This window comes from Couchioplanes azureus, from assembly GCF_014648355.1.
Classification (GTDB): domain Bacteria; phylum Actinomycetota; class Actinomycetes; order Mycobacteriales; family Micromonosporaceae; genus Actinoplanes; species Actinoplanes azureus.
The window spans coordinates 1-21,478 of sequence record NZ_BMQY01000020.1 but is presented as its reverse complement, the minus strand read 5'-3'; the positions used below and the strand labels follow the sequence as shown (position 1 = coordinate 21,478).

Below are 21,478 nucleotides of genomic sequence, written 5' to 3'. Positions count from 1 at the left end.
CGGTCCAATACCCGCCCGCACGGGCGCTACGCCGGGTCCCTGCCCGGCGCCCGGCGGCGAACTGTTCAAGCGGGCCCGGGCAGCACCGATAGGTACGACCATGCCGGTCCGCGCCCGCCTCCCCGTGATCATGGGAGCCGCCCTCCTGGCGTTCAGCGTGGCCGGATTCGTCGCCGGGTTCCTCGCCGGCGTCCCCTACCCCGTGGCGCTCTGGACCCCCCTGCCGGTGATGTGCCTGCTCGCGGCGTCCGCCTGCCGCGAGGCCTCGCGCCGGGCCGACCTCGACGCGGCCACCCGCCGGTTCTGGCGCCACGGCATGCTCTGCTGCGTGGTGCTGGCCGTGGCGTCGGTCTCCAACGCACGCGACGCGCTCTCCGTGCCCGGCGGCACGCAGCGCTTCGGCCCCGTGTCGGTCACGCTCTACCTGAGCGTCCTCGGCCTCGCGGTGTGGGCCCTGCTGCGGCTGCCGACGTGGCAGCGGTCCCGGGCCGAATGGGTGCGCTTCGGCCTCGACACCGGGATCATCCTGATCACCGGCGGCCTGCTGGTGTGGCACTTCTCGCTGCGCAAGATGGCGGCCTGGACCTCGCTGACCGGCTCGGCCGTCCCGGCGCTGCTGATCGCGATCGCCGCGGCCGTCTCGATGATCGCCTTCGCCAAGGTGGCGTACGCCGGGGCCGGCTCGCTGGACCGGCGCGCCATGCACCTGGTGTCGTTCGGCATCGGCGCCGCGGGCGCCTGCACCTGCCTGACCCTGGTGCTCGAGTCGCACCCCGGGCTGAACTCCGCCTTCGTCGCGGTGCCGGTCGCCACCTTCTGCGCCCAGCTCGCCGGTCGCCGCCAGGTCCGCTGCGACGTCGCCACCCCGGCGGCGCGGCCCGTGGCGCGGCGCTTCAGCGTGGTGCCGTACCTGGCCGTGGCCGGGATGGACGCGATGCTGCTGGGCACCGACATCGCCCGCTCGGCCGAGGGCAAGGTCATCGCCGCGTGCACCGTCGCGATCACCGCACTGGTGGTCGCCCGGCAGGTCACCACGCTGCGGGAGAACGCCCGCCTGCTGCGTACGGTCGACGCCAGCCTGCACCAGCTGCGTGAGTACCAGGCGCAGCTGGCCCACCAGGTGCGCCACGACACGCTCACCGAGATCGCGAACCGGGCCAACTTCGAGGAGCGGGTCACCCACCAGCTCCTCGGGGGCGAGGAGTTCCTCGTGGCGCTGCTCGACCTGGACGACTTCAAGGTCGTCAACGACCGCCTCGGGCACGGCACGGGCGACGCCCTGCTGAAGGCCGTCAGCCGGCGCCTGCACGAGCGGCTGCGCGAGGTCGACACGGTGGCCCGGCTGGGCGGCGACGAGTTCACCCTGCTGCTGCCCGGCCTGACCGGTGACGAGGCCGCCACCCTGCTGCGGCGGCTGGTGAACGCGGTGCAGGAGCCGCTCACCGTCGACGGGCACGAGATGGTGCCGCGGATCAGCATCGGCGTCACCGCCAGCGTCCCCGGCGACACCCCCGGCGAGCTGCTGCGCCGCGCCGACGTGGCGATGTACGCGGCCAAGAACGACGGCGGCGGTCGCTGGGCGTGGTTCGACCCGGCGATGGACCGGCTCGCCGACCAGGACGCCCGCCTCGGCGCCGACCTGCGCCAGGCGCTCGCCCGGGGTGAGCTGCGGGTGCTCTACCAGCCCATCGTCGAGCTGCCGGACGGGCGCATCGCGGGCGTCGAGGCGCTGCTGCGCTGGCACCACCCCCGGCACGGGGAGGTCTCCCCCGCGGTGTTCATCCCGCTGGCCGAGCGCAACGGCGCGATCATCGAGCTGGGCCGCTGGGTCTTCGCCCAGGCGGTCGCCCAGGCGGCCGCGTGGCGGCGCGAGCACGGCGACGCCGCGCCGGAGCGGGTCAGCGTCAACGTGTCGGCCCGCCAGCTCGGCGAGCCCGGGTTCGTGGCCGAGGTGGAGGCCGCGATCCGGCACGCCGGCGTCGACCCGGCCGTGATCGTCGCCGAGGTCACCGAGACGGCGGTACTGGGCACCGGCGCCGCGCTGGAGGCCATCCACGGGCTCAGCGAGCTGGGCGTCCGGGTCGCGCTCGACGACTTCGGCACCGGCCAGTCCTCGCTGAGCCTGCTGGTCGACTGCCCGGTGCACGTCCTCAAGGTGGACAAGTCGTTCGTCGACGGCGTCACCACGGCGAGCCCGGAGGCGGTGATCGTCGAGAGCCTGATCGGTATCACCTCCGGCCTGCGCATCCAGGCCGTCGCCGAGGGCGTCGAGACCGCGGACCAGGCGCACCGGCTGCACCAGGCGGGCTACCGCTACGCCCAGGGCTTCCACTTCGCCCGGCCGATGTCGGGCGCCGAGATCGCGGGGCTGCTGCGCCCGGCCGGGCCGGTGCCGGCCTGACCCGGCGTGCCACTTGGTGGGACGGCAGCCGGAAAACTCCACAAACTCGACCCAGTTAGTAGACAAAGCAGGGATTGTTGCCGAGACTCGAGCGATGGATCTCACCCTGGCGCTCGCCGGACTCGGCGTCGGCATCGTGGTCGGGCTCACCGGCATGGGCGGCGGCGCCCTCATGACGCCCCTGCTCGTGCTCGTCTTCGGCGTCCCACCGGTGGCCGCCGTCTCCAGCGACCTGGCCGCCAGCGCGGTGATGAAGCCCTTCGGGGGCTGGGTGCACGCCCGCCGCGGCACGGTCGACTGGAAGCTCGTGGCCTGGCTCTGCGCGGGCAGCGTGCCCAGCGCCTTCCTCGGGGTCCTCGTGCTGCGGCTGCTCGGCGACGACGCCTCGGTGCAGCACACGATCAAGGTGTCGCTCGGGGTGGCGCTCCTGCTGGCCGCCGCCGGCCTGCTGCTCAAGACCTGGGTGAGCCGCCGCCAGCGCGGCGACGACCCGCCCGCGCCGATCGCCGTACGCCCGGTGCCGACGCTGCTGCTCGGCGCGGTGGGTGGCCTCATCGTCGGGCTGACCAGCGTCGGTTCCGGCTCGCTGATCATCGTCGCCCTGCTCGCGCTCTACCCGAAGCTGCGCGCCAACGACCTCGTCGGCACCGACCTCGTCCAGGCGGTCCCGCTGGTCCTGTCGGCCGCGATCGGGCACGCCTTCTTCGGCGACCTGCACCTCGACCTCACCGCGGCGGTCCTGCTCGGCTCGATCCCGGGCGTCCTGCTCGGCGCCCGCATCTCCTCGCGCGCCCCGGCGGGCATCGTGCGTACCGCCCTGGTGATCGTTCTGCTGGCCAGCGCTCTCAAGCTCCTCGACGTCCCGACCCCCGCGGTCGGCATCGCCAGCGGCGCGGCGATCCTGGCCGCGGTGTCGGTCGCGCTCCTGCGCCGCGCCGTCTCGCCAGGGGCGGCGGCACGGGTCCCGGGCCAGACCCGCGCGGCGGCCGACGGCGAGAGACTCTCCGTCTGAGCGGTGCGGTCGCGGGGCGCCGTGCCGGCGCCCCGCGCGCGCTCAGCGGGGAACGACCCGTTCGATCGCCCACTCGCGCCAGCCGTCCAGCTTGTCCGAGGCCGTCCGGAGCTGGTCGGCGACCGGGCCGGGCCCGGTGGAGCCGGGCGTGGTGCGCGCCGCCAACGCGCTGCGCACCGACAGGACCTCGCGCACGGACGGGTCCAGGTGCTCGCTGACCGTCTTCAGGTCGTCGTCGGTGACGTCTTCGAGCTCGCACTCGCGGGCCGCGCACAGGGCCACCAGCCCGCCGGTGATCTCGTGCGCGTCGCGGAACGGGACGCCCTTGCGCACCAGCCAGTCCGCGACCTCGGTGGCCAGGGAGAAGCCGACCGGCGCCGCGGCGGCGAGCTTGTCCACCCGTACGGTCATCGTGGAGATCATGCCCGCCAGCGCCGGCAGCAGGAGCTGAAGCGTGTCGACCGCGTCGAAGACGGGTTCCTTGTCCTCCTGCATGTCGCGGTCGTAGGTCAGCGGCAGGCCCTTGAGCATGGTCAGCACCGCGACGAGGCCGCCGATGAGCCGGCCGGCCTTGCCCCGGGCCAGCTCGGCGATGTCCGCGTTCTTCTTCTGCGGCATGATCGACGAGCCGGTGGCGAACGCGTCGTCGAGGATCACCCAGCCGAACTCGGTGGAGGTCCAGAGCACCACCTCCTCGCCGAGGCGGGAGAGGTGCACGCCGACCAGGCTGGTGATGAAGAGGAACTCGGCCACGAAGTCGCGGTCCGCGACGCCGTCCATGGAGTTCTGCACCGGGGCCTTGAAACCCAGCTCCTTGGCGACCGCGGCCGGGTCCAGCGGCAGCGACGAGCCGGCCAGGGCGCCGGAGCCCAGCGGCGAGATCGCCGCGCGCTCGTCCCAGTCGCGCAGCCGTTCCAGGTCGCGCAGCAGCGGCTGGACGTGGGCGAGCAGCCAGTGCCCGAAGCTGACCGGCTGGGCGTGCTGCACGTGGGTCAGGCCCGGCGCCGGGGTGTCGATGTGCCGGCCCGCCTGCTCCAGCAGCGCGTCGGCCAGCTCCACCACGGCGGCGGCCACCCCGCGGGCGTGGTCGCGCAGATAAAGGCGCAGGTCGGTGGCGACCTGGTCGTTGCGGGAGCGGCCCGCGCGCAGCTTGCCGCCGAGGGCGCCGAGGCGTTCCAGCAGGCCGCGCTCCAGCGCGGTGTGCACGTCCTCGTCCTCGATCGTGGGCCGGAAGTCCCCCGCCGCGCACGCCGACTCCAGGTCGTCGAGGGCGGCCAGCATGCGGCCCAGCTCGTCGGCGTCGAGCAGGCCGGCGCCGGCCAGCACCCGGGCGTGCGCGCGCGAGGCGGCGATGTCGTACGGCGCCAGCCGCCAGTCGAAGTGCACGCTGACGCTCAGCCGTGCCAGCGCGTCGGCCGGTCCACCGGCGAACCGGCCACCCCACAGCCTGGTCGGACCTTCGGTCTCCGGCACGTCCTCACTCCTCAGCAATCGGTGGGATATGTCAACGATAGGGTCGGTCCATGACCCTCGACCTGCACGATGATGTTGTCTCATTGACCCGCGCACTCTGCGACATACCCTCGGTCAGCGGGACGGAGGCCGCGATCGCGGACGCCGTCGAGACGGGCCTGCGCAAGCTGGGGCACCTCGAGGTGCTGCGCGACGGCGACGCCGTGGTCGCCCGCACGCACCTGGGGCGGGCGAGGCGCGTCGTGCTCGCCGGGCACCTCGACACCGTGCCCGTCAAGGACAACCTGCCGGCGCGGCTCACCGGCGACGGCGACGCCGAGCTGCTGCACGGCCGCGGCACGGTCGACATGAAGGGCGGCGTCGCCTGCCAGCTGAAGATCGCCGCCACGGTCCGCGAGCCCCGGCACGACCTCACCTTCGTGTTCTACGACAACGAGGAGGTCGCCTCGGCGCGCAACGGGCTGGGCCGGCTCGTGCGCCACCACCCGGAGTGGCTCGCCGGCGACTTCGCCATCCTGGGCGAGCCGTCCAACGGCACGGTCGAGGGCGGCTGCCAGGGGACGATGCGCGTGCGGATCACCCTCAGGGGCAAGGCCGCCCACCCTGCCCGGGCGTGGCACGGCAGCAACGCGATCCACGCGGCGGCCGACGTGCTGGCGATCCTCAAGACCTACGAGCCGCGCCGGGTCGTGGTCGACGGCCTCGAATACCGCGAGGGGCTCAACGCCGTGCAGATCCACGGCGGCATCGCCAACAACGTGATCCCGGACGAGGTCGCGATCGACGTCAACCACCGCTTCGCCCCGGACCGCGATCCCGCCGCCGCCTACGCCCACCTCCAGGAGGTCTTCCCCGGCTACCAGCTGGAGATCCGCGACGAGGCCCCCGGCGCCCGCCCTGGACTGGACCAGCCCGCCGCCGCGGAGTTCGTGGCCGCGGTCGGCCGTGAACCGGCGCCGAAGTTCGGCTGGACGGACGTGGCCCGCTTCGCCGAGCTGGGCATCCCGGCCGTCAACTACGGGCCGGGAGACCCGCTGCTCTGCCACACCGACGAGGAGCACCTGCCCACCGCGGCCCTCCGCGAATGCGAACGCGTGCTGAAGGCGTGGCTGAGCTGACACGTCAGGGAGTGTCCTTTGCGGCCCGGGCGATCGCACCGGGGATCGCGTACATGTGCGCGAAGGCCCGGGCCTGCTCACCGTTCCACAGCGACGATCCGTAGCCGTAGACGACGCCCTGCCGGGTGGCCGCGTCCAGCAGGCTGTACGGGCTGCGGCTGCCCAGCGGGATCACGTTGCCCTTGACCAGCTTCACCCGTACGTGGCCGGTGACCCGGCTCTGGCTGCTGTCCAGGAACGCGCGGTAGTCGTCCAGGATTGGGTCGTAGTAGACCGCCTCGTGCAGCAGGTCGCCGTACGCGGTGCCGAGCTGCGCCTTGGTGGCCTGCTGCCGGTTGCTGAGCACGAGCCGCTCCAGCTCGCGGTGCGCGGCGATCAGGGTCAGCATGCCGGGTGCCTCGAAGCCCACCCGGGCCAGGTTGCCGACCATGGTCGATCCCATGTGGATGCCCCGGCCGACGCCGTGCTCGGCGGCGAGGACGTTGAGCGCGCGCAGGATCGCGTAGTTGGGCGTGCCGGGACCGGTGCCCTCGATCGGGCTGCCGTCCGGCAGGGTGGCGGAGACGACCTCGCCCCGGACGAACTCGAGGATGATCTCGACCCCGGAGGAGGGTGCGTCCTCGATGGACTTCGTGTACGTCCACGCGTCCTCGGGCAGATAGTCCCAGGAGCCGTACGTCTCCTTGCCGCCGATGGACGTGCCGATCAGCCCCTCGTTGATCGAGTACGTGGTGACCTTCTCCGGCGTCTCGAAGCCGCGTTCGCGCAGGTAGTCGCGCTCGTACTCGCGGGTGAGCCGCTCGTCGCGGATCGGGGTGACGATCTCCAGGTGCGGCGCGAGCGCGCGGATCACCGAGTCGTAGCGCACGTGGTCGGCGCCCGCGCCGGTGGAGCCGTGGGCCACCGCGTCCGCGCCGTTGTCGAGGGCGACCTGTACGACCTTCTCGGCCTGCACCAGGCGCTCGGCTCCCACGCAGGACGGGTAGCCGTTGTTGCGCAGGTAGTTGGCCTTGATCGCGTACGTGATCACTCGGGAGTAGAGCTCCTCGCGGGCGTCGACGACGAAGTGCCGCGCGGCGCCGAGCTCCTCGGCGCGCTTGCGGACCGCGTCCGCCTCGCCGCTGTGCAGGCCACCGGTGTCGATGTTGGCGGTCAGCACCTCCCAGCCCTGCTCGCGCAGCGAAACCAGGGCGTACGAGGTGTCGAGGCCGCCGGAGAAGGCGAGGACGATGGTGCGCGGGGACATTCAGTTTCCTCCGGACGGGTACGGGAGTTCGAGGATCGGCACGGACGTCTTCCCGTGTGCGACCAGGTGGCCGGGCGCGAGCACGTAGTACGTGCATTCCCGGGCCTCGATCGCCTTCTGCATGGCCTTCTGGCGCTCGTAGTCGAAGGGATCCAGCAGGAACGTCGGCTCCGGATCGCTGTCGGCCACGGGGACGGTGAAGTCGTTCTCGTAGACGAACGATCCGGGCGAGGTGTGGAAAGGCACGGTGGCCACCATGATGCGCAACCGGCCGAAGCGGGTGTGCACCCGCAGCGCGGTGTTGTCGTACTGCGTGACGCCGTCGAGCTTCTGCGCCTGGTAGACGGAGAGCGCGAGGGCCTTGAGGGCACGGCCGAGCCCGACGTTGGTCATCACCGACCACAGTGACCAGCCGACCCAGGTGCCGGGCGCCGCGCTGGGTGCCGCGCAGTAGCCGCCGATCGGGATGGGTCCCTGGTAGTCGCTCCGCTTCACCCGCTCGAAGACCTCGCGCAGGTGCCGCTTGGCGTCGTCGTCGAAGGCACTGGTCTCCAGCGTCTCGGTGAACTGCGCCTGCGGCAGGGCGGCGATCACGGCGGCCGACGGCATGAGGATCAGGTCCACCATCACCCACTGCGGCATCGGGATGCCCCGGTCGCCGAACGCGATGCCGTTGATCACGTTGAACAGGTTGAGGAACTCGCCGGTGTCCCAGCCCTTGTCCTCGCTCGTGTCGGTGAAGTCCAGCCAGGTCAGCTTGTGACCGTACGGCGCCTCGTTGAGGAACGGGCGCAGCGTGTCGTTGGAGGCGAGGTAGAACTCGAGCCCGTGGGCCTGGAGCTTCTGCATGTTGTCGGCGAAGCCCGGGAAGAAGGCCTCGACGGCGGGCTGCTGCGCGATCACGGCAGGCTCCCTTCGTTGTCCGTACGGCTCCAGGCCGTGAGCTTCTCGGCGAGCCGGGCGCCGGATCCGTTGTCGGAGTGCGGTTCGCGCGCCACCACGAGGATGGTGTCGTCGCCGGCGATGGTGCCGACGACGTCCGGCAGGCCGGAGCGGTCCAGGGCGCTCGCCAGGAACTGGGCGGCGCCCGGCGGCACCCGCAGGATGACCAGGTTGCCGCTGACGTCGACCGAGTTCAGCAGCTCGCGCAGCAGCCGGACGAGCCGCGCCGGGGCCTGCTCGACCGGGCGCAACGCCGGCAGCCCGTCCTCCGGGATGAGGTAGACCCCGCCGGCCTTGACCGCCCGCAGCTCCTCGAGGTCGCGCGACAGCGTCGCCTGGGTGACCTGCACGCCGTCCAGGGCGAGCAGGTCGGCGAGCTCGGTCTGCGACCGTACGGCCTTGTCCCGCACCAGCTCGACGATGCGCGCGTGCCGCGCTGCACGCGTTCCCGGACCGGTCATCAGGAATGGTCCCCCAGGAGCCAGGCCAGCAGCGCCTTCTGGGCGTGCAGGCGGTTCTCGGCCTGGTCGAAGACCGCGCTCTGCGGCCCGTCCAGCACCTCGTCGGTGATCTCCTCGCCCCGGTGGGCGGGCAGGCAGTGCAGCACGATCGCGCCGGGCGCGGCCGCGGCGAGCAGGCCGGCATCGACCTGGTACGGCCGGAACGGCGTGATCCGGTCGACGCCGTCGTCCTCCTGGCCCATGGAGGTCCACGCGTCGGTGGCCAGCACGTCGGCGCCCTTCGCCGCCTCGTGCGGGTCCTGCAGCACCCGGACCGACCCGCCGGTGCCGGCGGCGATCTCGCCGGCCCGGGCCACCACATCGGGCCTCGGCGCGAACCCGGCCGGCCCGGCGAGCCGCACGTGCATCCCGGCGGTCGCGCCGGCCAGCAGATACGAGTGCGCCATGTTGTTCGCGGCGTCGCCGACGTAGGCCAGGGTGCGTCCGGCGGTGCCGCCCAGCCGCTCCCGGATGGTCTGCAGGTCGGCGAGGAGCTGGCACGGGTGGAAGCCGTCGGTCAGCGCGTTGATCACCGGTACGTGCACGTCCGAGGCGAGCTCCGCGAGCCGCTCGTCGCCGGAGGTGCGGAAGACGATCGCCGAGACGTACCGGGAGACGACCCGGCCGGCGTCCGCGAGGGACTCGCCGCGCCCGAAGTGGGTGGCCTGGGTGTCCACGATCATCGCGTTGCCGCCCAGCTCGGGGATGCCGGTCTCGAACGACAGCCGGGTGCGCAGGCTGACCTTGTCGAAGAAGACCGCGACCGACCGCGGTCCCGCCAGCGGCCGGTAGCCGAACCGGTCGGCCTTCATCGCGGCGGCGAGGTCCAGCACCGCGCTCTGCTCGGCCGGGCTCAGGTCGTCGTCGCGCAGGAAGTGGCGGATCATGCGAGCACGTCCTTCCAGGCGGCAAGGAACGACTCGGCCTGCTCGGTGGTGAGGATCAGCGGCGGCGCGAGCCGGATGGTGTCCGGCTGCACCGCGTTGACGAGGAAGCCCCGGTCCCGCAGGGCATCGGCGAGCCGGGCCGCGACCGGCTCGGCGAGGCCGATGCCGAGCAGCAGGCCCGCTCCCCGCACGTCGGTGACGAGCGGGTGCGGGTGACCCTCGATCCCGTGCCGGATCAGCTCGCCGACCCGTTTGACGTGGTCGAGCAGGCCTTCTCCGGCGATCGTGCGGAGGACCGCCAGGGCCGCCGCGCAGCTGACCGGGTTGCCCCCGAACGTGGTGCCGTGGGAGCCGGGGCCGAACAGGTCGGCCGCCGCGCCGAAGGCCATGCAGGCGCCGATCGGCAGGCCGCCGCCGAGGCCCTTGGCAAGCGTGACCACGTCGGGTTCGACGCCCTCGCTCTGATGGTGGAACCAGTGACCGGTGCGGCCGATGCCGGTCTGCACCTCGTCGAGGGCCAGCAGAGCACCGGTCCGGGTGCACGCCTCCCGGGCCGCGGCGAGGTATCCGGGCGGCGGGACGACCACACCACCCTCACCCTGGATCGGCTCGAGGATGACCATGGCGGTCCGCTCGGTCACCGCGGCGCGCAGCGCGTCGCTGTCGCCGTACGGAACGTGGGTGACGTCGGAGGGAAGCGGCCGGAACGGGTCGGCCTTGGCCGGTTGCCCGGTGAGGGCGAGGGCGCCCATCGTGCGGCCGTGGAAGCCGCCGGCGGCGGCGACGACGTGGGTGCGGCCGGTGAGCCGGGACAGCTTGAACGCGGCCTCGTTGGCCTCGGCGCCGGAGTTGCCGAAGAGGACCCGCCCGGGGCGGCCGGCGAGGGTGAGCAGCAGCTCGGCGAGCGCGACCGTCGGTTCGGCGACGTAGAGGTTGGACACGTGGCCCAGCGTCGAGATCTGCTCGGTGACCGCCCGGACGATCGCCGGATGGGCGTGACCCAGCGCGTTGACCGCGATACCGCCGAGCAGGTCGACGTACTGCCGGCCGTCCTCGCCGGTCAGGACGGCCCCCGCACCGCCGGTCAGGGCGAGCGGCGGTGTGCCGTAGTTGTTCATCAGGCTCTGTTGCCAGCGTGCGACGAGCGCGCTCATGACGGGACCACCATCGTTCCGGATCCTTCCGAGGTGAAGACTTCGAGCAGCGTCGAGTGCGGCACCCGACCGTCGACGACGTGCGCCGCGGGCACGCCGCCCCGGACGGCGCGCAGGCAGGCCTCCATCTTGGGCGCCATGCCCGACTGCAGGCCGGGCAGCAGCTTCTCCAGCGCGTCGGCGTCGATCTGGGAGACCAGCGAGGAGGTGTCGGGCCAGTCGGTGTAGAGCCCCGGCACGTCGGTCAGCACGACCAGCTTGCGGGCGCCGAGGGCGACCGCGAGGGCGGAGGCGGCGGTGTCCGCGTTGACGTTGTGCACCACGCCGTCCGCGTCGGGGGCGACGGTGGCGACCACGGGGATGCGCCCGGCGGCGATGAGGTCGTCCACGGCCGAGGTGTCCACGTCGGCCACGTCGCCGACCAGGCCGATGTCGACCGGCTCGCCGTCGATCGTCGCGGTGCGGCGGACGGCGGTGAAGAGCCGGGCGTCCTCGCCGGAGAGCCCGACGGCGAACGGGCCGTGCTGGTTGATCAGGCCGACCAGCTCGCGCCCGACCTGCCCGACGAGCACCATGCGGACCGCGTCCATCGCTTCCGGGGTGGTGACCCGCAGGCCACCGCGGAACTCGCTCGCGATGCCCAGGCGGTCGAGCATCGCCGAGATCTGCGGGCCGCCGCCGTGCACCACGACCGGCTTGATGCCGGCGTACCGCAGGAAGACCATGTCGGCCGCGAAGGCCCGCTGGAGCTCCGGATCGATCATGGCGTTGCCGCCGTACTTGACGACCACCGTCGCGCCGTGGAAGCGCTCGAGCCACGGCAGCGACTCGATCAGCACGGCCGCCTTCTCCGCCGGGGTCATGTGCTGTACGCCGAGTTCTCGTGCACGTACGCGTGGGACAGGTCGGTGGTGCGGATCGTCGCGTCCATCTCCCCCTCGTGCAGGTGCACCTGGATGGTGACGTCGCGCCCGCTCAGGTCCACTTTGCCGCGGTCGTCCGCGGCCGCGCCGCCCCGGCAGACCCAGACGCCGTTGACGCCGACGTCGACGCGGTCCGGCGCGAAGGCCGCGCGGGTGGTGCCGACGGCGGCGAGGATCCGGCCCCAGTTCGGGTCGTTGCCGAACAGCGCCGTCTTGACCAGGTTGTTGCGGGCGACCGCCCGGCCGACCTCCACCGCGTCCGCCTCACTGGCCGCGCCCAGCACCTGGATGGCGATGTGCTTGGTGGCGCCCTCGGCGTCGTCGATGAGCTTGCGTGCGAGGTCGGCGCACGCCTCGGTGACCGCGGCGGTCAGCTCCTCCTGCGTCGGCTGCACGTCCGAGGCGCCGCTGGCCAGCAGCAGCACGGTGTCGTTGGTGGACATGCACCCGTCGGCGTCGATCCGGTCGAACGTCAGCCGGGTCGCGTGGCGCAGCGCGACGTCCAGCGCCTCCGGCCCGGCCACCGCGTCGGTGGTGAGCACGACCAGCATCGTGGCGAGCGCCGGGGCCAGCATGCCGGCGCCCTTGGCGATGCCGCCGACGGACCAGCCGTCCCGCCGTACGTGCACGTTCTTGGCGACCGTGTCGGTGGTCATGATCGCCTCGGCGGCGCGCTCCCCGCCGCCGGCGTCCAGCGCCTTGACCGCGGCGGTCACGCCGGGCAGCAGCTTGTCCATCGGCAGCAGCTCGCCGATCAGGCCGGTCGAGCAGACCGCCACGTCCCCGGCGCCGATCAGCAGCGGCTTGGACCTGCCGCGCAGCGCCGCCGCGGCGTGCTCGGCGGTGGCGTGGGTGTCGCGGAAGCCCTGGCTGCCGGTGCACGCGTTGGCGCCGCCGGAGTTCAGCACCACCGCGCGTACCACGCCGCCCTTGACCACCTGCTGGCTCCAGAGCACGGGCGCGGCCTTGACCCGGTTGGCGGTGAAGACCCCGGCGACCCCGGCGTCGGGACCGTCGTTGACGACCAGGGCCACGTCGAGGTGGCCGCTGGACTTGAGCCCGGCGGCGACACCCGAGGCCCGGAACCCCTTGGGCGCGGTGACGGTCACGGCGCCACCCCGTAGGTGGAGAGGCCGGTCGTCTCGGGCAGGCCCAGCATCAGGTTGGCGCACTGCACGGCCTGCCCCGCGGCGCCCTTGCCGAGGTTGTCGATGGCGCTGACCACGACGATGCGCCCGGAGTCGACGTCCAGTGCGGCCTGCAGGTGGCAGGTGTTCGCGCCGAGCGTGGCGCCGGTGTGCGGCCAGGCCCCCTCGGGCAGCACGCGCACGAACGGCTCGCCGGCGTACGCGGCGCGCAGCACGTCGCGCGGGTGGGTGCGGCCGATCGGCCGGGCGGTCACCGTGGCGAGGATGCCGCGCGGCATCGGCGCGAGCACCGGTGTCATCGCCAGCGAGTCCGCGCCGGACGCCTGCTTGATCTCGGGCACGTGCTGGTGCGCGCCGACCTTGTACGGGGTCAGGTCGCCCATGATCTCGCTGCCCAGCAGGTGCGCCGCCGCGGACCGTCCGGCGCCCGAGGTCCCGGACGCGGCCACGACCACGACGTCGGCCGGATCGGCGACGCCCGCGGCGACCAGCGGTGCGAGCGCGAGGGTGACGGCCGCCGCGTAGCAGCCGGTGTTCGCGACCCGGTCGCTCGCCACGATCGCCTCGCGCTGCCCGGGCAGCTCCGGCAGGCCGTACGTCCAGGTGCCGGCGTGCGGGCCGCCGTAGTAGCGCTCCCACGCCGCGGCGTCCCGGAGCCGGAAGTCGGCGCCCAGGTCCACGACCTTTACCCCGGCGGGCAACTGCGCGGCCAGGGCCGCCGACTGACCGTGCGGCAGCGCGAGGAAGACCAGATCGGCGTCGCCCAGCACGGCCGCATCGGTCGCGCTCAGCGTCAGCTCCAGCCCCGCGAGCTGCGGGTGTACGGCCGCGACGGGCGTACCCGCCTGGGTGTGCGCGGTGGCGGCGGCGAGGTCGAGCTCGGGGTGCCCGGCGATCAGCCGCAGCAGCTCACCCCCCGCATACCCACTCGCACCGGCGACAGCGACCCGGATTCCCATACCTACCTCCGCATGACTATGCAGAGGACCGTATAACGTCCAGGTCCCGGCGGGCAACCGGATATGCCGTCGATCACCCCGCGGCGAGCGCGGGGCGACCCTCGCGGAACACCCGAATCCAATTATGGACGGATAGCCGACTGGTGATCGTGCCGTTCGTGCATTCGTATGGAAACTCGAACAGCGGGGGCCGTCTTCCGCACTTCAATGACCATCAAAGTGAGGAGGCGTCGTGGCGAAGTACGAAGTGGTGCTTTCTCCGGCGGCGTGGCGGGCGATCAGAGATCTCCGGACGGTCTCCGACCGTGACGATCTCGCCGACTGCCTGGGAAAAGAACTCGATCAGGGACCCAATACCGCAAGTGAATGGGTTTTCCCGCTCGGGGACAGGAGTTACACCGCCACGCCGCTGACCTTCCGGGGCTGGGTCGCGGTCCACCGCCCGCTGACCCGCGCCGAGCTGGACCGCCTCGGCGACGAGCAGGGCCGCCGGGTCGAGTCGATGGGCTTCCTGATCCACGACCTGCTGCCGCCGCACACCGCCTTCGAGATCGGGCCGCACAGCGAGTTCTAGCGGCCGGCGGCCGCCGCCGGCCGCTCCCCGGCCACCTCGGCCGGCTTCGGCGGGTTGGCCGCGTACGCGAACACCAGCACCCCGGCGATCACCACCGCCGACGCGGCCGCAAGCTGGCGCCGCAGCACCTTGAACCATTCCTTGGTGATGTAGAAATTGGCGAACGCCACCACCGTCACCGCCGCCTGCTGCAGCGCGGCGGCGGACCGGGCCGGGGCGGAATCGGGGGCACCGCGAGCGGCCTCATTGGCATCGGCGAGTTGTGCGTAAAGATCCGGGACGCTGGTCGCCAATGATCCGAAAAGCTCCTCGGCAATGAATTCCAGCCGCTCCTTCAGACCCTCGATCATTGCCGCACGCAGGCGATACCGCCGATCCCGCGGACGAGCGACCCGGTCGCGGAGACGCGGGCGGGCCCCGCCGTCGCTTCGCTGCGCGCTCTGCCGTACGCGATGGTCGAAGATGTCTTTCTCGATGTCGGCCAGGGTCACCCATTCGGTGGTCAGGATCTGGCTCGCCCGCAGGACCATGTAGCCGACGCCGGTCAGCGCGACGACCAGGCCGCCGAACGCGGCCACCAGCCGCGGCATCTCCTGGGCGCCGAGCGAGCCGAGGCCGGTCAGCTGCAGGCCCGCGACCAGGACCGCACCCACCCCGGCCGCGGCGGTCACCAGCCACCGGGTCGTGGCGCGCAGGGCCTCGGTGGCCGCGAGGTAGGCGTCGGCCGGCCCGGGTCCCACCGGGACGGCGCCGTCCAGGGCGGGCACGCCCGGCACGGCCCGCCGGCGCGGCATCGTCATCGCGGCGCCGAGGGGTTCACGGGCGCCGGGACGACGGATCGGCGCGCAGGACGTCCGAGTGCTCGGCGAGCGCCCGCTCCAGCGTCCTCATGGGCTCGCCGGCGGCGGCTTCCTTCTCGCCGTAGCCGATGTTGTAGAGCACGCGGCTCATGTTCTTGTTGACCAGGTAGCCGACCAGGCGCTGCGTCACCGGCACGAGGACGCCGAGCATCTCGCCGGCGTGCGTGACCGCGAGGATCTCGCCCGCCTCCCCGGCCTTCTCGATGGCGGTGGCGGACAGGTCGCCGACCCGCACGCTGCGCGCCGGGGGAAGCTCGTCGTCGGCAGTCTCCATCAGCCCGGTGGACGCCAGCATCATGGGCAGGGCCCGGTCGGGCAGGCCGCGGCCCGCCGGCACCGGCATCTCGGGGTCGGTCAGCGCGCTCTCCAGCGTGCGCAGCGGCGCGCCGTCCGCCAGCGCGCGCTCGCCCTCGGTGACGCTCTGCAGGACCCGCGACCAGTTGTTGTCGATGACATGGGCCACCCAGTTCGGGGTTATGGGAATCATGACGCCGACCAGCCGCCGGGTCTTCATGACGCCGACCAGCTCGCCGGCGTGGGCACACCGTTTCAGTTCCTCGCCCCGGAGGTTTCGGATGCTCACCATTCTCATGACCACTCCTCCCGGAGGCCTCTGTTCGCCTTAGCATAGGCCCAGCGTCGACAACTGTCGACAGTTGTCGACGACTGTCGACACCCCGACGCTACGCCGCCCGCGTCCGGCGCGCCATCGGCGGTTCCGGTACCAATTGACCGAAAAGCCGATCCCCGCGGACGCCGGTACCGGTTCCGGCCGTGCGACACTTCCGGCGCTGGGCGACGCATCGGAGGAGAGCGATGGCTGCTGGCGACCCGTACCGTGACCCCGCCCTGGGCGTCGACCAGCGCGTCGAGGACCTGCTGAGCCGGATGACGCTCGCCGAGAAGGTCGGTCAGATGCTCCAGCTCGACGCCCGGCAGGACCTGGAGGACGCGGTCGGCAGGCGCCTCGCCGGCTCGATCCTGCACGCCTCGCCGCGGCGCATGCGCGAGGCGATCGACCTCGCCGCCCGCACCCGGCTCGGCATTCCGCTGATCACCGCCGAGGACTGCATCCACGGGCACGGCTTCTGGCCCGGCGCGACCGTGTTCCCCACCCAGCTCGCGATGGCGGCGACCTGGGATCGGGCCCTGGTGGAGCGGATCGCCCGGGTGACCGCCGTCGAGGCGTCCGCGACCGGCGTCCACTGGACCTTCTCACCGGTGCTGTGCATCGCCCGCGACCTGCGCTGGGGACGGGTGAACGAGACCTTCGGCGAGGACCCGTTCCTCATCGGCGAGCTGGGCGCGGCGATGGTGCGCGGCTACCAGGGCGACGGCCTCGGCGATCCGACCGCGGTCCTCGCCTCCGCCAAGCACTTCGCCGGCTACTCCGAGACCCAGGGCGGCCGGGACGCCAGCGAGGCCGACCTGAGCCCGCGCAAGCTGCGGGCCTGGTTCCTGCCGCCGTTCGAGCGCGCCGCCCGCGCCGGTTGCCGCACCTTCATGCTCGGCTACCAGTCGATCGACGGCGTGCCGATCACCGCGAACACCTGGCTGCTCAACGACGTCCTCAAGGGAGAGTGGGGGTTCACCGGCACCCTCGTCACCGACTGGGACAACGTCGGGCGCATGGTGTGGGAGCAGCGGGTCTGCGCCGACGAGGTCGAGGCGGCGGCCGTCGCCGTCCGGGCGGGCAACGACCTCGTCATGACCACCCCCGCGTTCTTCGAGGGTGCCCAGGCCGCGGTGCGGCGCGGCCTGATCGCGGAGCAGGACGTCGACGCCGCCGTACGCCGGATCCTGCGGCTGAAGTTCGAGCTCGGCCTCTTCGAGAACCCGCGCGCCCCCGACGCGGACCGGCAGGCGGCGGTCGTCGGGCACCCGGACCACGCCGCGCTCAACCTCGAGGTGGCCCGCCGCTCGCTGGTGCTGCTCGCCAACGACGGCACCCTGCCGATGCCGGCCGGCGCACCGAGGACCGTCGCCGTCATCGGCCCGAACGCCGACGACCCGCAGGCCCAGCTGGGCGACTGGGCCGGCGCGTCCGGCCAGGTCGACTGGATGCCGGACGGTCAGCCCCGCGAGCTCGTCGAGACCGTGCTGGACGGCTTCCGGGCGGTCGCCCCGCCCGGCTGGACCATCACCACCGCCCGCGGCGCCGACATCGAGCGCCTGGTGCCGGACCCGGCCGGCGCCTGCTACGCCGACGGACAGCCCCGGCCGCCGATCTCCCGGCCCGCCGAGGCCGACCCCGCGACGATCGCCGAGGCGGTCGCCGCCGCCACCGCCGCCGACTACGCGGTCGTCGTGGTGGGCGACACCGTGGCGCTCACCGGCGAGAGCAGGTCGACGGCCACCCTGGAGCTGCAGGGCGGTCAGGTCGCGCTGCTCGACGCCCTCGCCGGGACGCCGACGCCCACCATCGTGGTCCTGCTGAACTCGAAGCCCGCCGTGCTGCCGCCCTCCGCGCTGCGGGCGAACGCGCTCGTACAGGCCTTCAACCCCGGCATGCGCGGCGGGCGGGCCCTGGCCGAGCTGCTGCTCGGCCAGATCGAACCGGCCGGGCGGATGCCGGTCTCCGCCGCCCGGCACGTCGGCCAGCAGCCGGTCTACTACAACCAGATCCGCGGCCAGCACGGCGACCGCTACGCGGACCTCGACCAGGACCCGCTGTTCGCCTTCGGCGAGGGCCTGAGCTACACCACCATCGAGTACGCCGACCTGCGCATCGACGAGCCCGCCGTGCCGGTGGACGGCACGGTACGGGCCACCGTACGGCTGAGGAACACCGGTGGGCGGCCCGCGCTCGAGACGGTCCAGGCGTACGTCAGCGACCTCGTCACGAGCGTCACCTGGGCCACCCGGGAGCTGAAGGCGTACCGGCAGGTCGAGGTCGCACCGGGCGAGAGCGTCACGGTGGCCCTCGACATCCCGGCCGCCGCCTGCACGCTGGTGACGGCGGACGGCCGGCGCGTGGTCGAACCGGGCGACTTCGAGCTGCTCGTGGGTCCCGACTCGCGACCCCGGAACCTGCTGCAAGCCCGGTTCCGGGTGGTGGCCACCGGGGCGAGCGGGGTGCGGTCAACCGCACCTTGATCGGCGGGACAGCACCGCTGTGCGCCGGGCCCGCGACCGCCAGGGTGGACGCATGGAATCCGTGATCTCTCTGACCGCCGTGTCCCGGCGCTACCCGCGCGGTGTCGTCGCCCTGCGCGAGGTGTCCCTCGACGTCCCGGCCGGCCAGTTCGTCGCCGTGATGGGTGCGACCGGCTCCGGCAAGAGCACCCTGCTGCACTGCGCGGCGGGGCTCGACCGGCCCAGCTCCGGCCGGGTCCGCCTGGCGGGCCGCGACGTGACGCGGATGCGCGAGGGGCCGCTCACCCGCCTGCGGCGCGACCGGGTCGGGTTCGTCTTCCAGTCCTACAACCTGCTGTCCGAGCTGACCGTCCGCCAGAACGTCGCCCTGCCCGCCCGGCTCGGCGGCCCCCGGGCCCGCAGGATCGACGACGTGCTCGACGCGGTGGGCCTCGGCGGGCTCGGCCGCCGCCGGGTCGGCGAGCTCTCCGGCGGCCAGCGGCAGCGGGTCGCGATCGCGCGGGCCCTGGTCACCGGTCCCGCCGTGATCTTCGCGGACGAGCCGACCGGCGCCCTCGACCCGTCCACCGGCGCGCAGATCCTCGGCCTGCTGCGCGACGCGGCCGACCGCGAGGGCGTCACGGTGCTCATGGTCACCCACGACCCCGCGGCCGCCGCCTGGAGCGACCGTCTCGTCCTGCTGCGTGCCGGAGCCGTCGCGGCCGACGGCCCGGCGCCGGCGGCCGGGGAGATCGCCGACCGGCTGCGCGGCGTCTCGGCGGTGGCCGCGTGATCCGCCAGGCGCTGCGGCGCAACCCCTGGTCGTTCCTCGGCCCGGCGGCCACCCAGTGCCTCGCCGCGGCGCTGGTGACCGCCGGGCTGTGCCTGATCGCGTCGTTGGCGGGAGCACCGCTGGACGCGGCCCGGCGCCGCGCGCTGACCGACAGCGGCGTCGGCGACATCGGCCTGATCTTCCTGATGTCGTCGATCTATCTGTCGATCATCATCGTCGGCGTCACGATGAGCGCCACGATCCGTCACCAGGCCCGCGACATCGCGCTGGTGCGTACGATCGGCGCCACCCCCGGGCGGGTGCGGCGCGCCGTCGCCGCGCAGGCCGCCGTCGTCGCGGTGCCGGCCACGCTCGCCGGCGTGCCGCTGGGCGTGCTGGCCGGCCGCGCCTGGGTCGGCGGCCTGGCCGGCCACGGCATCGTGCCGGCCGAGGTGACGTTCCGCGTCCATGCCGGGGCCGTGCCCATCGCGTTCGCGGTCACCGTCGGCACGTCCCTGCTCGGCGCCCTCGCCGCCGCGGTGCGGCCGTCGCGGATCCGCCCCGCGATCGCCCTGACCGAGGCGGCGGCGCCCCCGCCCCGCATCGGCGTGGTCCGCGTCGTGCTGGGCCTGGCCCTGACCGCCGGGGGCGTCGTGCTCTCGGTGCTGATCGCCGGCCTCGACCCCGCCACCGCCGACCAGGCCGGCCTGTTCGTCATGCTCGCCCTCTGCGTCGGGTCCGGACTCCTCGGACCGGCGCTGCTGCGGGCCACCGCGCCGCTCGCCCGGCTGCTGGGCGACACCGGCCGGCTGGCCGCCGACACGGTCGCCGTCCACGCCAAGGCCCTGTCCGGTGCGCTCGTCCCGCTCACCCTGGCGATCGCCTTCACCGCGGTGACGCTCGTCCGCAGCGCGACCACCGCCCACGTCACCGGCGTCGCCGCCCCGGCCGCGGAACGCTGGCTCGAGTTCTGCGGCACGGGCGCCTACACGGCCTTCGCCGCGATCGCCGCGGTGAACACCCTCGTCACCGGCATCCTGGCCCGCCGCCGCGACCTGGCGGTCACCCGGCTCACCGGCGGCACCCGCGGGCGCACCCTCGCCGTGGTGATCTGCGAGGCTCTGGTGGTGACCGGCACAGCCCTCGCGGTCGCCGCGGCCGTGGCGGCGGTGACCCTCCTGCCCCTGCTGCACACCGCCCTGGGCACCTGGAAGCCGTGGCTGCCCGGGTCCTGGCTGGCCGCGGGCATCGCGGGGGTGGTCACGCTCGTCGCGGCCGGCACCGTGCTCCCGGCCGCCCTGGCGCTGCGCCGCCCACCGATCGAGGTCGCCGGATGATCCTGCTGCGGGTGTGGGCCGGCGGCCGCACGTGGCGCGAGATGGCCTTCGTGCTGAGCGGCCTGTTCGTCAGCCTGCCGGCGTTCGTGCTGTCGCTGCTGGGCATCGTCTCCGCGGCGTTGTCGGTGGTCGTCCTCGGCCTCGCGCTGCTGGCCGGGGTGCTGGCGGTCGCGCGCCTGATGCCCCGATACTTCCGCGGGCCCGCCCGCCGGCTCCTGGGCCACGACTGGCCCGCGCCGCCCCCGCTGGCCGGAGCCACCCGGCGGGCACGGATCGTCGCCCTCTTCGGCGACGCGACCGCATGGCGGGCGCTGACGTACTGCTTCCTGCGGTTCCCGCTGATCTGCGCGGGGGCGTACGGGACGGTCGTCGCCCTCGCGCTGGGCACGGTCGGGCTCACCTGTCCGGTGTGGTGGTTCCTCTCGCCGACCTGGCTGGGCTTCGACGACCGGAGCTGGGCCGCCAGCTGGTGGTTCGCCGCCCAGGGCGCCGCCCTGCTGCTGGCGCTGCCCTGGTTCCTGCGCCTCGTGGTGTCAGGCGACGCCGCCCTCGCGCGGGCGCTGCTCCGGCCCGCGCGCACGGCCCTGCGGATAGCCCAGCTCGAAGCGGGCCGCGCCGCCCTACGGCAGGACGCGGCGGCGCTGCTGCGCCGCGTCGAGCGGGACCTGCACGACGGCACCCAGGCCCGGCTGGTGTCCCTGGGCGTCACGCTGGCCCGCATCGAGCACCGCAGCGGCGACGACGCCGTCCGCGCCCTGGCCGCCGACGCGCGCGGCACCGTGACCGAGGCCCTCGCCGAACTGCGCGACATCGTCCGGGGCCTGCACCCACCGGCCCTGGACGACGGTCTCGACGTCGCGTTGTCCACTCTGGCCTCCCGCAGCGCCGTGCCGGCATCGGTCACGGTGGAGCTGCCCAGGCGCCCGCCGGACGAGACGGCGTCGGCGGTGTACTTCGCGGTGGCGGAGCTGCTGACCAACGTCGCCCGGCATTCCGGCGCCACCCGCGCGGCGATCGCCGTCCGCCAGCGCGACCGCTGGCTGGAACTGACGGTGACCGACGACGGCAACGGCGGCGCCACCCCCGCACCGGCCCGG

19 protein-coding genes are annotated in these 21,478 nt (G+C 73.5%); 8 read left to right on the top strand and 11 right to left on the bottom strand.

Annotated elements, in window-relative coordinates; genetic code table 11:
• Positions 1-100 precede the first annotated feature (100 nt).
• Together IEY99_RS33495 and IEY99_RS33490 are read left to right on the top strand one after the other, a co-directional pair.
• Positions 101-2,401 (top strand): putative bifunctional diguanylate cyclase/phosphodiesterase, encoded by a 2,301-nt coding sequence (locus tag IEY99_RS33495; protein ID WP_189208143.1) that lies wholly within the window; start codon positions 101-103, stop codon positions 2,399-2,401.
• Between the two features lie 94 nt (positions 2,402-2,495).
• Positions 2,496-3,413 carry a sulfite exporter TauE/SafE family protein gene (locus IEY99_RS33490; protein ID WP_189208142.1) on the top strand — a complete coding sequence of 306 codons (918 nt, stop codon included), beginning with the start codon at positions 2,496-2,498 and terminating at the stop codon, positions 3,411-3,413.
• A gap of 42 nt (positions 3,414-3,455) precedes the next feature.
• Here the strand turns inward: IEY99_RS33490 and argH are convergent, their stop codons facing one another.
• Positions 3,456-4,886 carry an argininosuccinate lyase gene (gene argH, locus IEY99_RS33485; RefSeq protein ID WP_229799498.1) on the bottom strand — a complete coding sequence of 477 codons (1,431 nt, stop codon included), beginning with the start codon at positions 4,884-4,886 and terminating at the stop codon, positions 3,456-3,458.
• 50 nt (positions 4,887-4,936) lie between these two features.
• Between argH and dapE the strand changes: the two genes are divergently transcribed.
• On the top strand, positions 4,937-6,004 hold the full coding sequence (dapE, locus tag IEY99_RS33480; RefSeq protein WP_189208141.1) for a succinyl-diaminopimelate desuccinylase: 1,068 nt from the start codon (positions 4,937-4,939) through the stop codon (positions 6,002-6,004).
• Positions 6,005-6,008: 4 nt separating this feature from the next.
• Here dapE and argG read toward each other — a convergent pair whose 3' ends face one another.
• From argG to argC, 8 genes are read right to left on the bottom strand one after another with little or no spacing between them, the layout of a single operon-like run.
• On the bottom strand, positions 6,009-7,250 hold the full coding sequence (gene argG, locus IEY99_RS33475; RefSeq protein ID WP_189208140.1) for an argininosuccinate synthase: 1,242 nt from the start codon (positions 7,248-7,250) through the stop codon (positions 6,009-6,011).
• Positions 7,251-8,153, bottom strand: a complete 903-nt coding sequence (locus IEY99_RS33470) for a hypothetical protein (protein ID WP_229799497.1) — start codon at positions 8,151-8,153, stop codon at positions 7,251-7,253.
• Positions 8,150-8,653 carry an arginine repressor gene (locus IEY99_RS33465; RefSeq protein WP_189208139.1) on the bottom strand — a complete coding sequence of 168 codons (504 nt, stop codon included), beginning with the start codon at positions 8,651-8,653 and terminating at the stop codon, positions 8,150-8,152. The genes IEY99_RS33470 and IEY99_RS33465 overlap by 4 nt, the downstream gene beginning before the upstream one ends.
• A complete protein-coding gene (gene argF, locus IEY99_RS33460; protein WP_189208138.1) occupies positions 8,653-9,579 on the bottom strand; it encodes an ornithine carbamoyltransferase in 927 nt (308 codons plus the stop codon). Before argF ends, IEY99_RS33465 begins: the two co-directional genes overlap by 1 nt.
• Complete coding sequence (locus IEY99_RS33455) at positions 9,576-10,733, bottom strand: acetylornithine transaminase (RefSeq protein WP_189208137.1); 1,158 nt, start codon at positions 10,731-10,733, stop codon at positions 9,576-9,578. Before IEY99_RS33455 ends, argF begins: the two co-directional genes overlap by 4 nt.
• The gene (gene argB, locus IEY99_RS33450) at positions 10,730-11,596 is read right to left on the bottom strand and encodes an acetylglutamate kinase (RefSeq protein WP_189208136.1); all 867 of its coding nucleotides are present in this window, start codon (positions 11,594-11,596) and stop codon (positions 10,730-10,732) included. The genes IEY99_RS33455 and argB overlap by 4 nt, the downstream gene beginning before the upstream one ends.
• Positions 11,593-12,765 (bottom strand): bifunctional glutamate N-acetyltransferase/amino-acid acetyltransferase ArgJ, encoded by a 1,173-nt coding sequence (argJ, locus tag IEY99_RS33445; protein ID WP_189208135.1) that lies wholly within the window; start codon positions 12,763-12,765, stop codon positions 11,593-11,595. Before argJ ends, argB begins: the two co-directional genes overlap by 4 nt.
• Entirely contained in the window at positions 12,762-13,763 is a 1,002-nt protein-coding gene (gene argC / locus IEY99_RS33440) for an N-acetyl-gamma-glutamyl-phosphate reductase (RefSeq protein ID WP_189208134.1), read from the bottom strand. The genes argJ and argC overlap by 4 nt, the downstream gene beginning before the upstream one ends.
• Before the next feature lie 232 nt (positions 13,764-13,995).
• On the opposite strand from argC, the gene IEY99_RS33435 reads away from it, so the two are divergent.
• Complete coding sequence (locus IEY99_RS33435) at positions 13,996-14,337, top strand: hypothetical protein (protein WP_189208133.1); 342 nt, start codon at positions 13,996-13,998, stop codon at positions 14,335-14,337.
• On the opposite strand, the gene IEY99_RS33430 is transcribed toward IEY99_RS33435, so the two are convergent.
• Both IEY99_RS33430 and IEY99_RS33425 read right to left on the bottom strand, forming a co-directional pair.
• Positions 14,334-15,137 (bottom strand): hypothetical protein, encoded by an 804-nt coding sequence (locus tag IEY99_RS33430; RefSeq protein WP_189208132.1) that lies wholly within the window; start codon positions 15,135-15,137, stop codon positions 14,334-14,336. The two genes, IEY99_RS33435 and IEY99_RS33430, sit on opposite strands and share 4 nt — an antisense overlap.
• A 16-nt stretch (positions 15,138-15,153) precedes the next feature.
• Positions 15,154-15,789: a hypothetical protein gene (locus IEY99_RS33425; protein WP_189208131.1), complete on the bottom strand. Its 636-nt coding sequence runs from the start codon at positions 15,787-15,789 to the stop codon at positions 15,154-15,156.
• A gap of 224 nt (positions 15,790-16,013) precedes the next feature.
• On the opposite strand from IEY99_RS33425, the gene IEY99_RS33420 reads away from it, so the two are divergent.
• The 4 genes from IEY99_RS33420 to IEY99_RS33405 form a co-directional block, all read left to right on the top strand.
• A complete protein-coding gene (locus tag IEY99_RS33420; RefSeq protein ID WP_189208130.1) occupies positions 16,014-18,293 on the top strand; it encodes an exo-beta-d-1,3/1,6-glucosidase in 2,280 nt (759 codons plus the stop codon).
• Positions 18,294-18,345: 52 nt separating this feature from the next.
• The gene (locus IEY99_RS33415; protein WP_189208129.1) at positions 18,346-19,065 is read left to right on the top strand and encodes an ABC transporter ATP-binding protein; all 720 of its coding nucleotides are present in this window, start codon (positions 18,346-18,348) and stop codon (positions 19,063-19,065) included.
• The gene (locus IEY99_RS33410) at positions 19,062-20,381 is read left to right on the top strand and encodes an FtsX-like permease family protein (RefSeq protein ID WP_189208128.1); all 1,320 of its coding nucleotides are present in this window, start codon (positions 19,062-19,064) and stop codon (positions 20,379-20,381) included. Before IEY99_RS33415 ends, IEY99_RS33410 begins: the two co-directional genes overlap by 4 nt.
• On the top strand, positions 20,378-21,478 hold a 1,101-nt coding region (locus tag IEY99_RS33405; protein WP_189208127.1), incomplete at its 3' end, for a sensor histidine kinase. The genes IEY99_RS33410 and IEY99_RS33405, both read left to right, overlap by 4 nt.

Coding starts and splice junctions, on each gene's coding strand:
- argG (WP_189208140.1), bottom strand. CDS start 7,250: ATGTCCCCGCGCACCATCGTCCTCGCCTTCTCCGGCGGCCTCGACACC.
- argB (WP_189208136.1), bottom strand. CDS start 11,596: ATGACCCCGGCGGAGAAGGCGGCCGTGCTGATCGAGTCGCTGCCGTGG.
- dapE (WP_189208141.1), top strand. CDS start 4,937: ATGACCCTCGACCTGCACGATGATGTTGTCTCATTGACCCGCGCACTC.
- IEY99_RS33490 (WP_189208142.1), top strand. CDS start 2,496: ATGGATCTCACCCTGGCGCTCGCCGGACTCGGCGTCGGCATCGTGGTC.
- IEY99_RS33420 (WP_189208130.1), top strand. CDS start 16,014: ATGGCTGCTGGCGACCCGTACCGTGACCCCGCCCTGGGCGTCGACCAG.
- IEY99_RS33415 (WP_189208129.1), top strand. CDS start 18,346: ATGGAATCCGTGATCTCTCTGACCGCCGTGTCCCGGCGCTACCCGCGC.
- IEY99_RS33430 (WP_189208132.1), bottom strand. CDS start 15,137: ATGACGATGCCGCGCCGGCGGGCCGTGCCGGGCGTGCCCGCCCTGGAC.
- IEY99_RS33465 (WP_189208139.1), bottom strand. CDS start 8,653: ATGACCGGTCCGGGAACGCGTGCAGCGCGGCACGCGCGCATCGTCGAG.
- argF (WP_189208138.1), bottom strand. CDS start 9,579: ATGATCCGCCACTTCCTGCGCGACGACGACCTGAGCCCGGCCGAGCAG.
- IEY99_RS33425 (WP_189208131.1), bottom strand. CDS start 15,789: ATGAGAATGGTGAGCATCCGAAACCTCCGGGGCGAGGAACTGAAACGG.
- IEY99_RS33495 (WP_189208143.1), top strand. CDS start 101: ATGCCGGTCCGCGCCCGCCTCCCCGTGATCATGGGAGCCGCCCTCCTG.
- argC (WP_189208134.1), bottom strand. CDS start 13,763: ATGGGAATCCGGGTCGCTGTCGCCGGTGCGAGTGGGTATGCGGGGGGT.
- IEY99_RS33455 (WP_189208137.1), bottom strand. CDS start 10,733: ATGAGCGCGCTCGTCGCACGCTGGCAACAGAGCCTGATGAACAACTAC.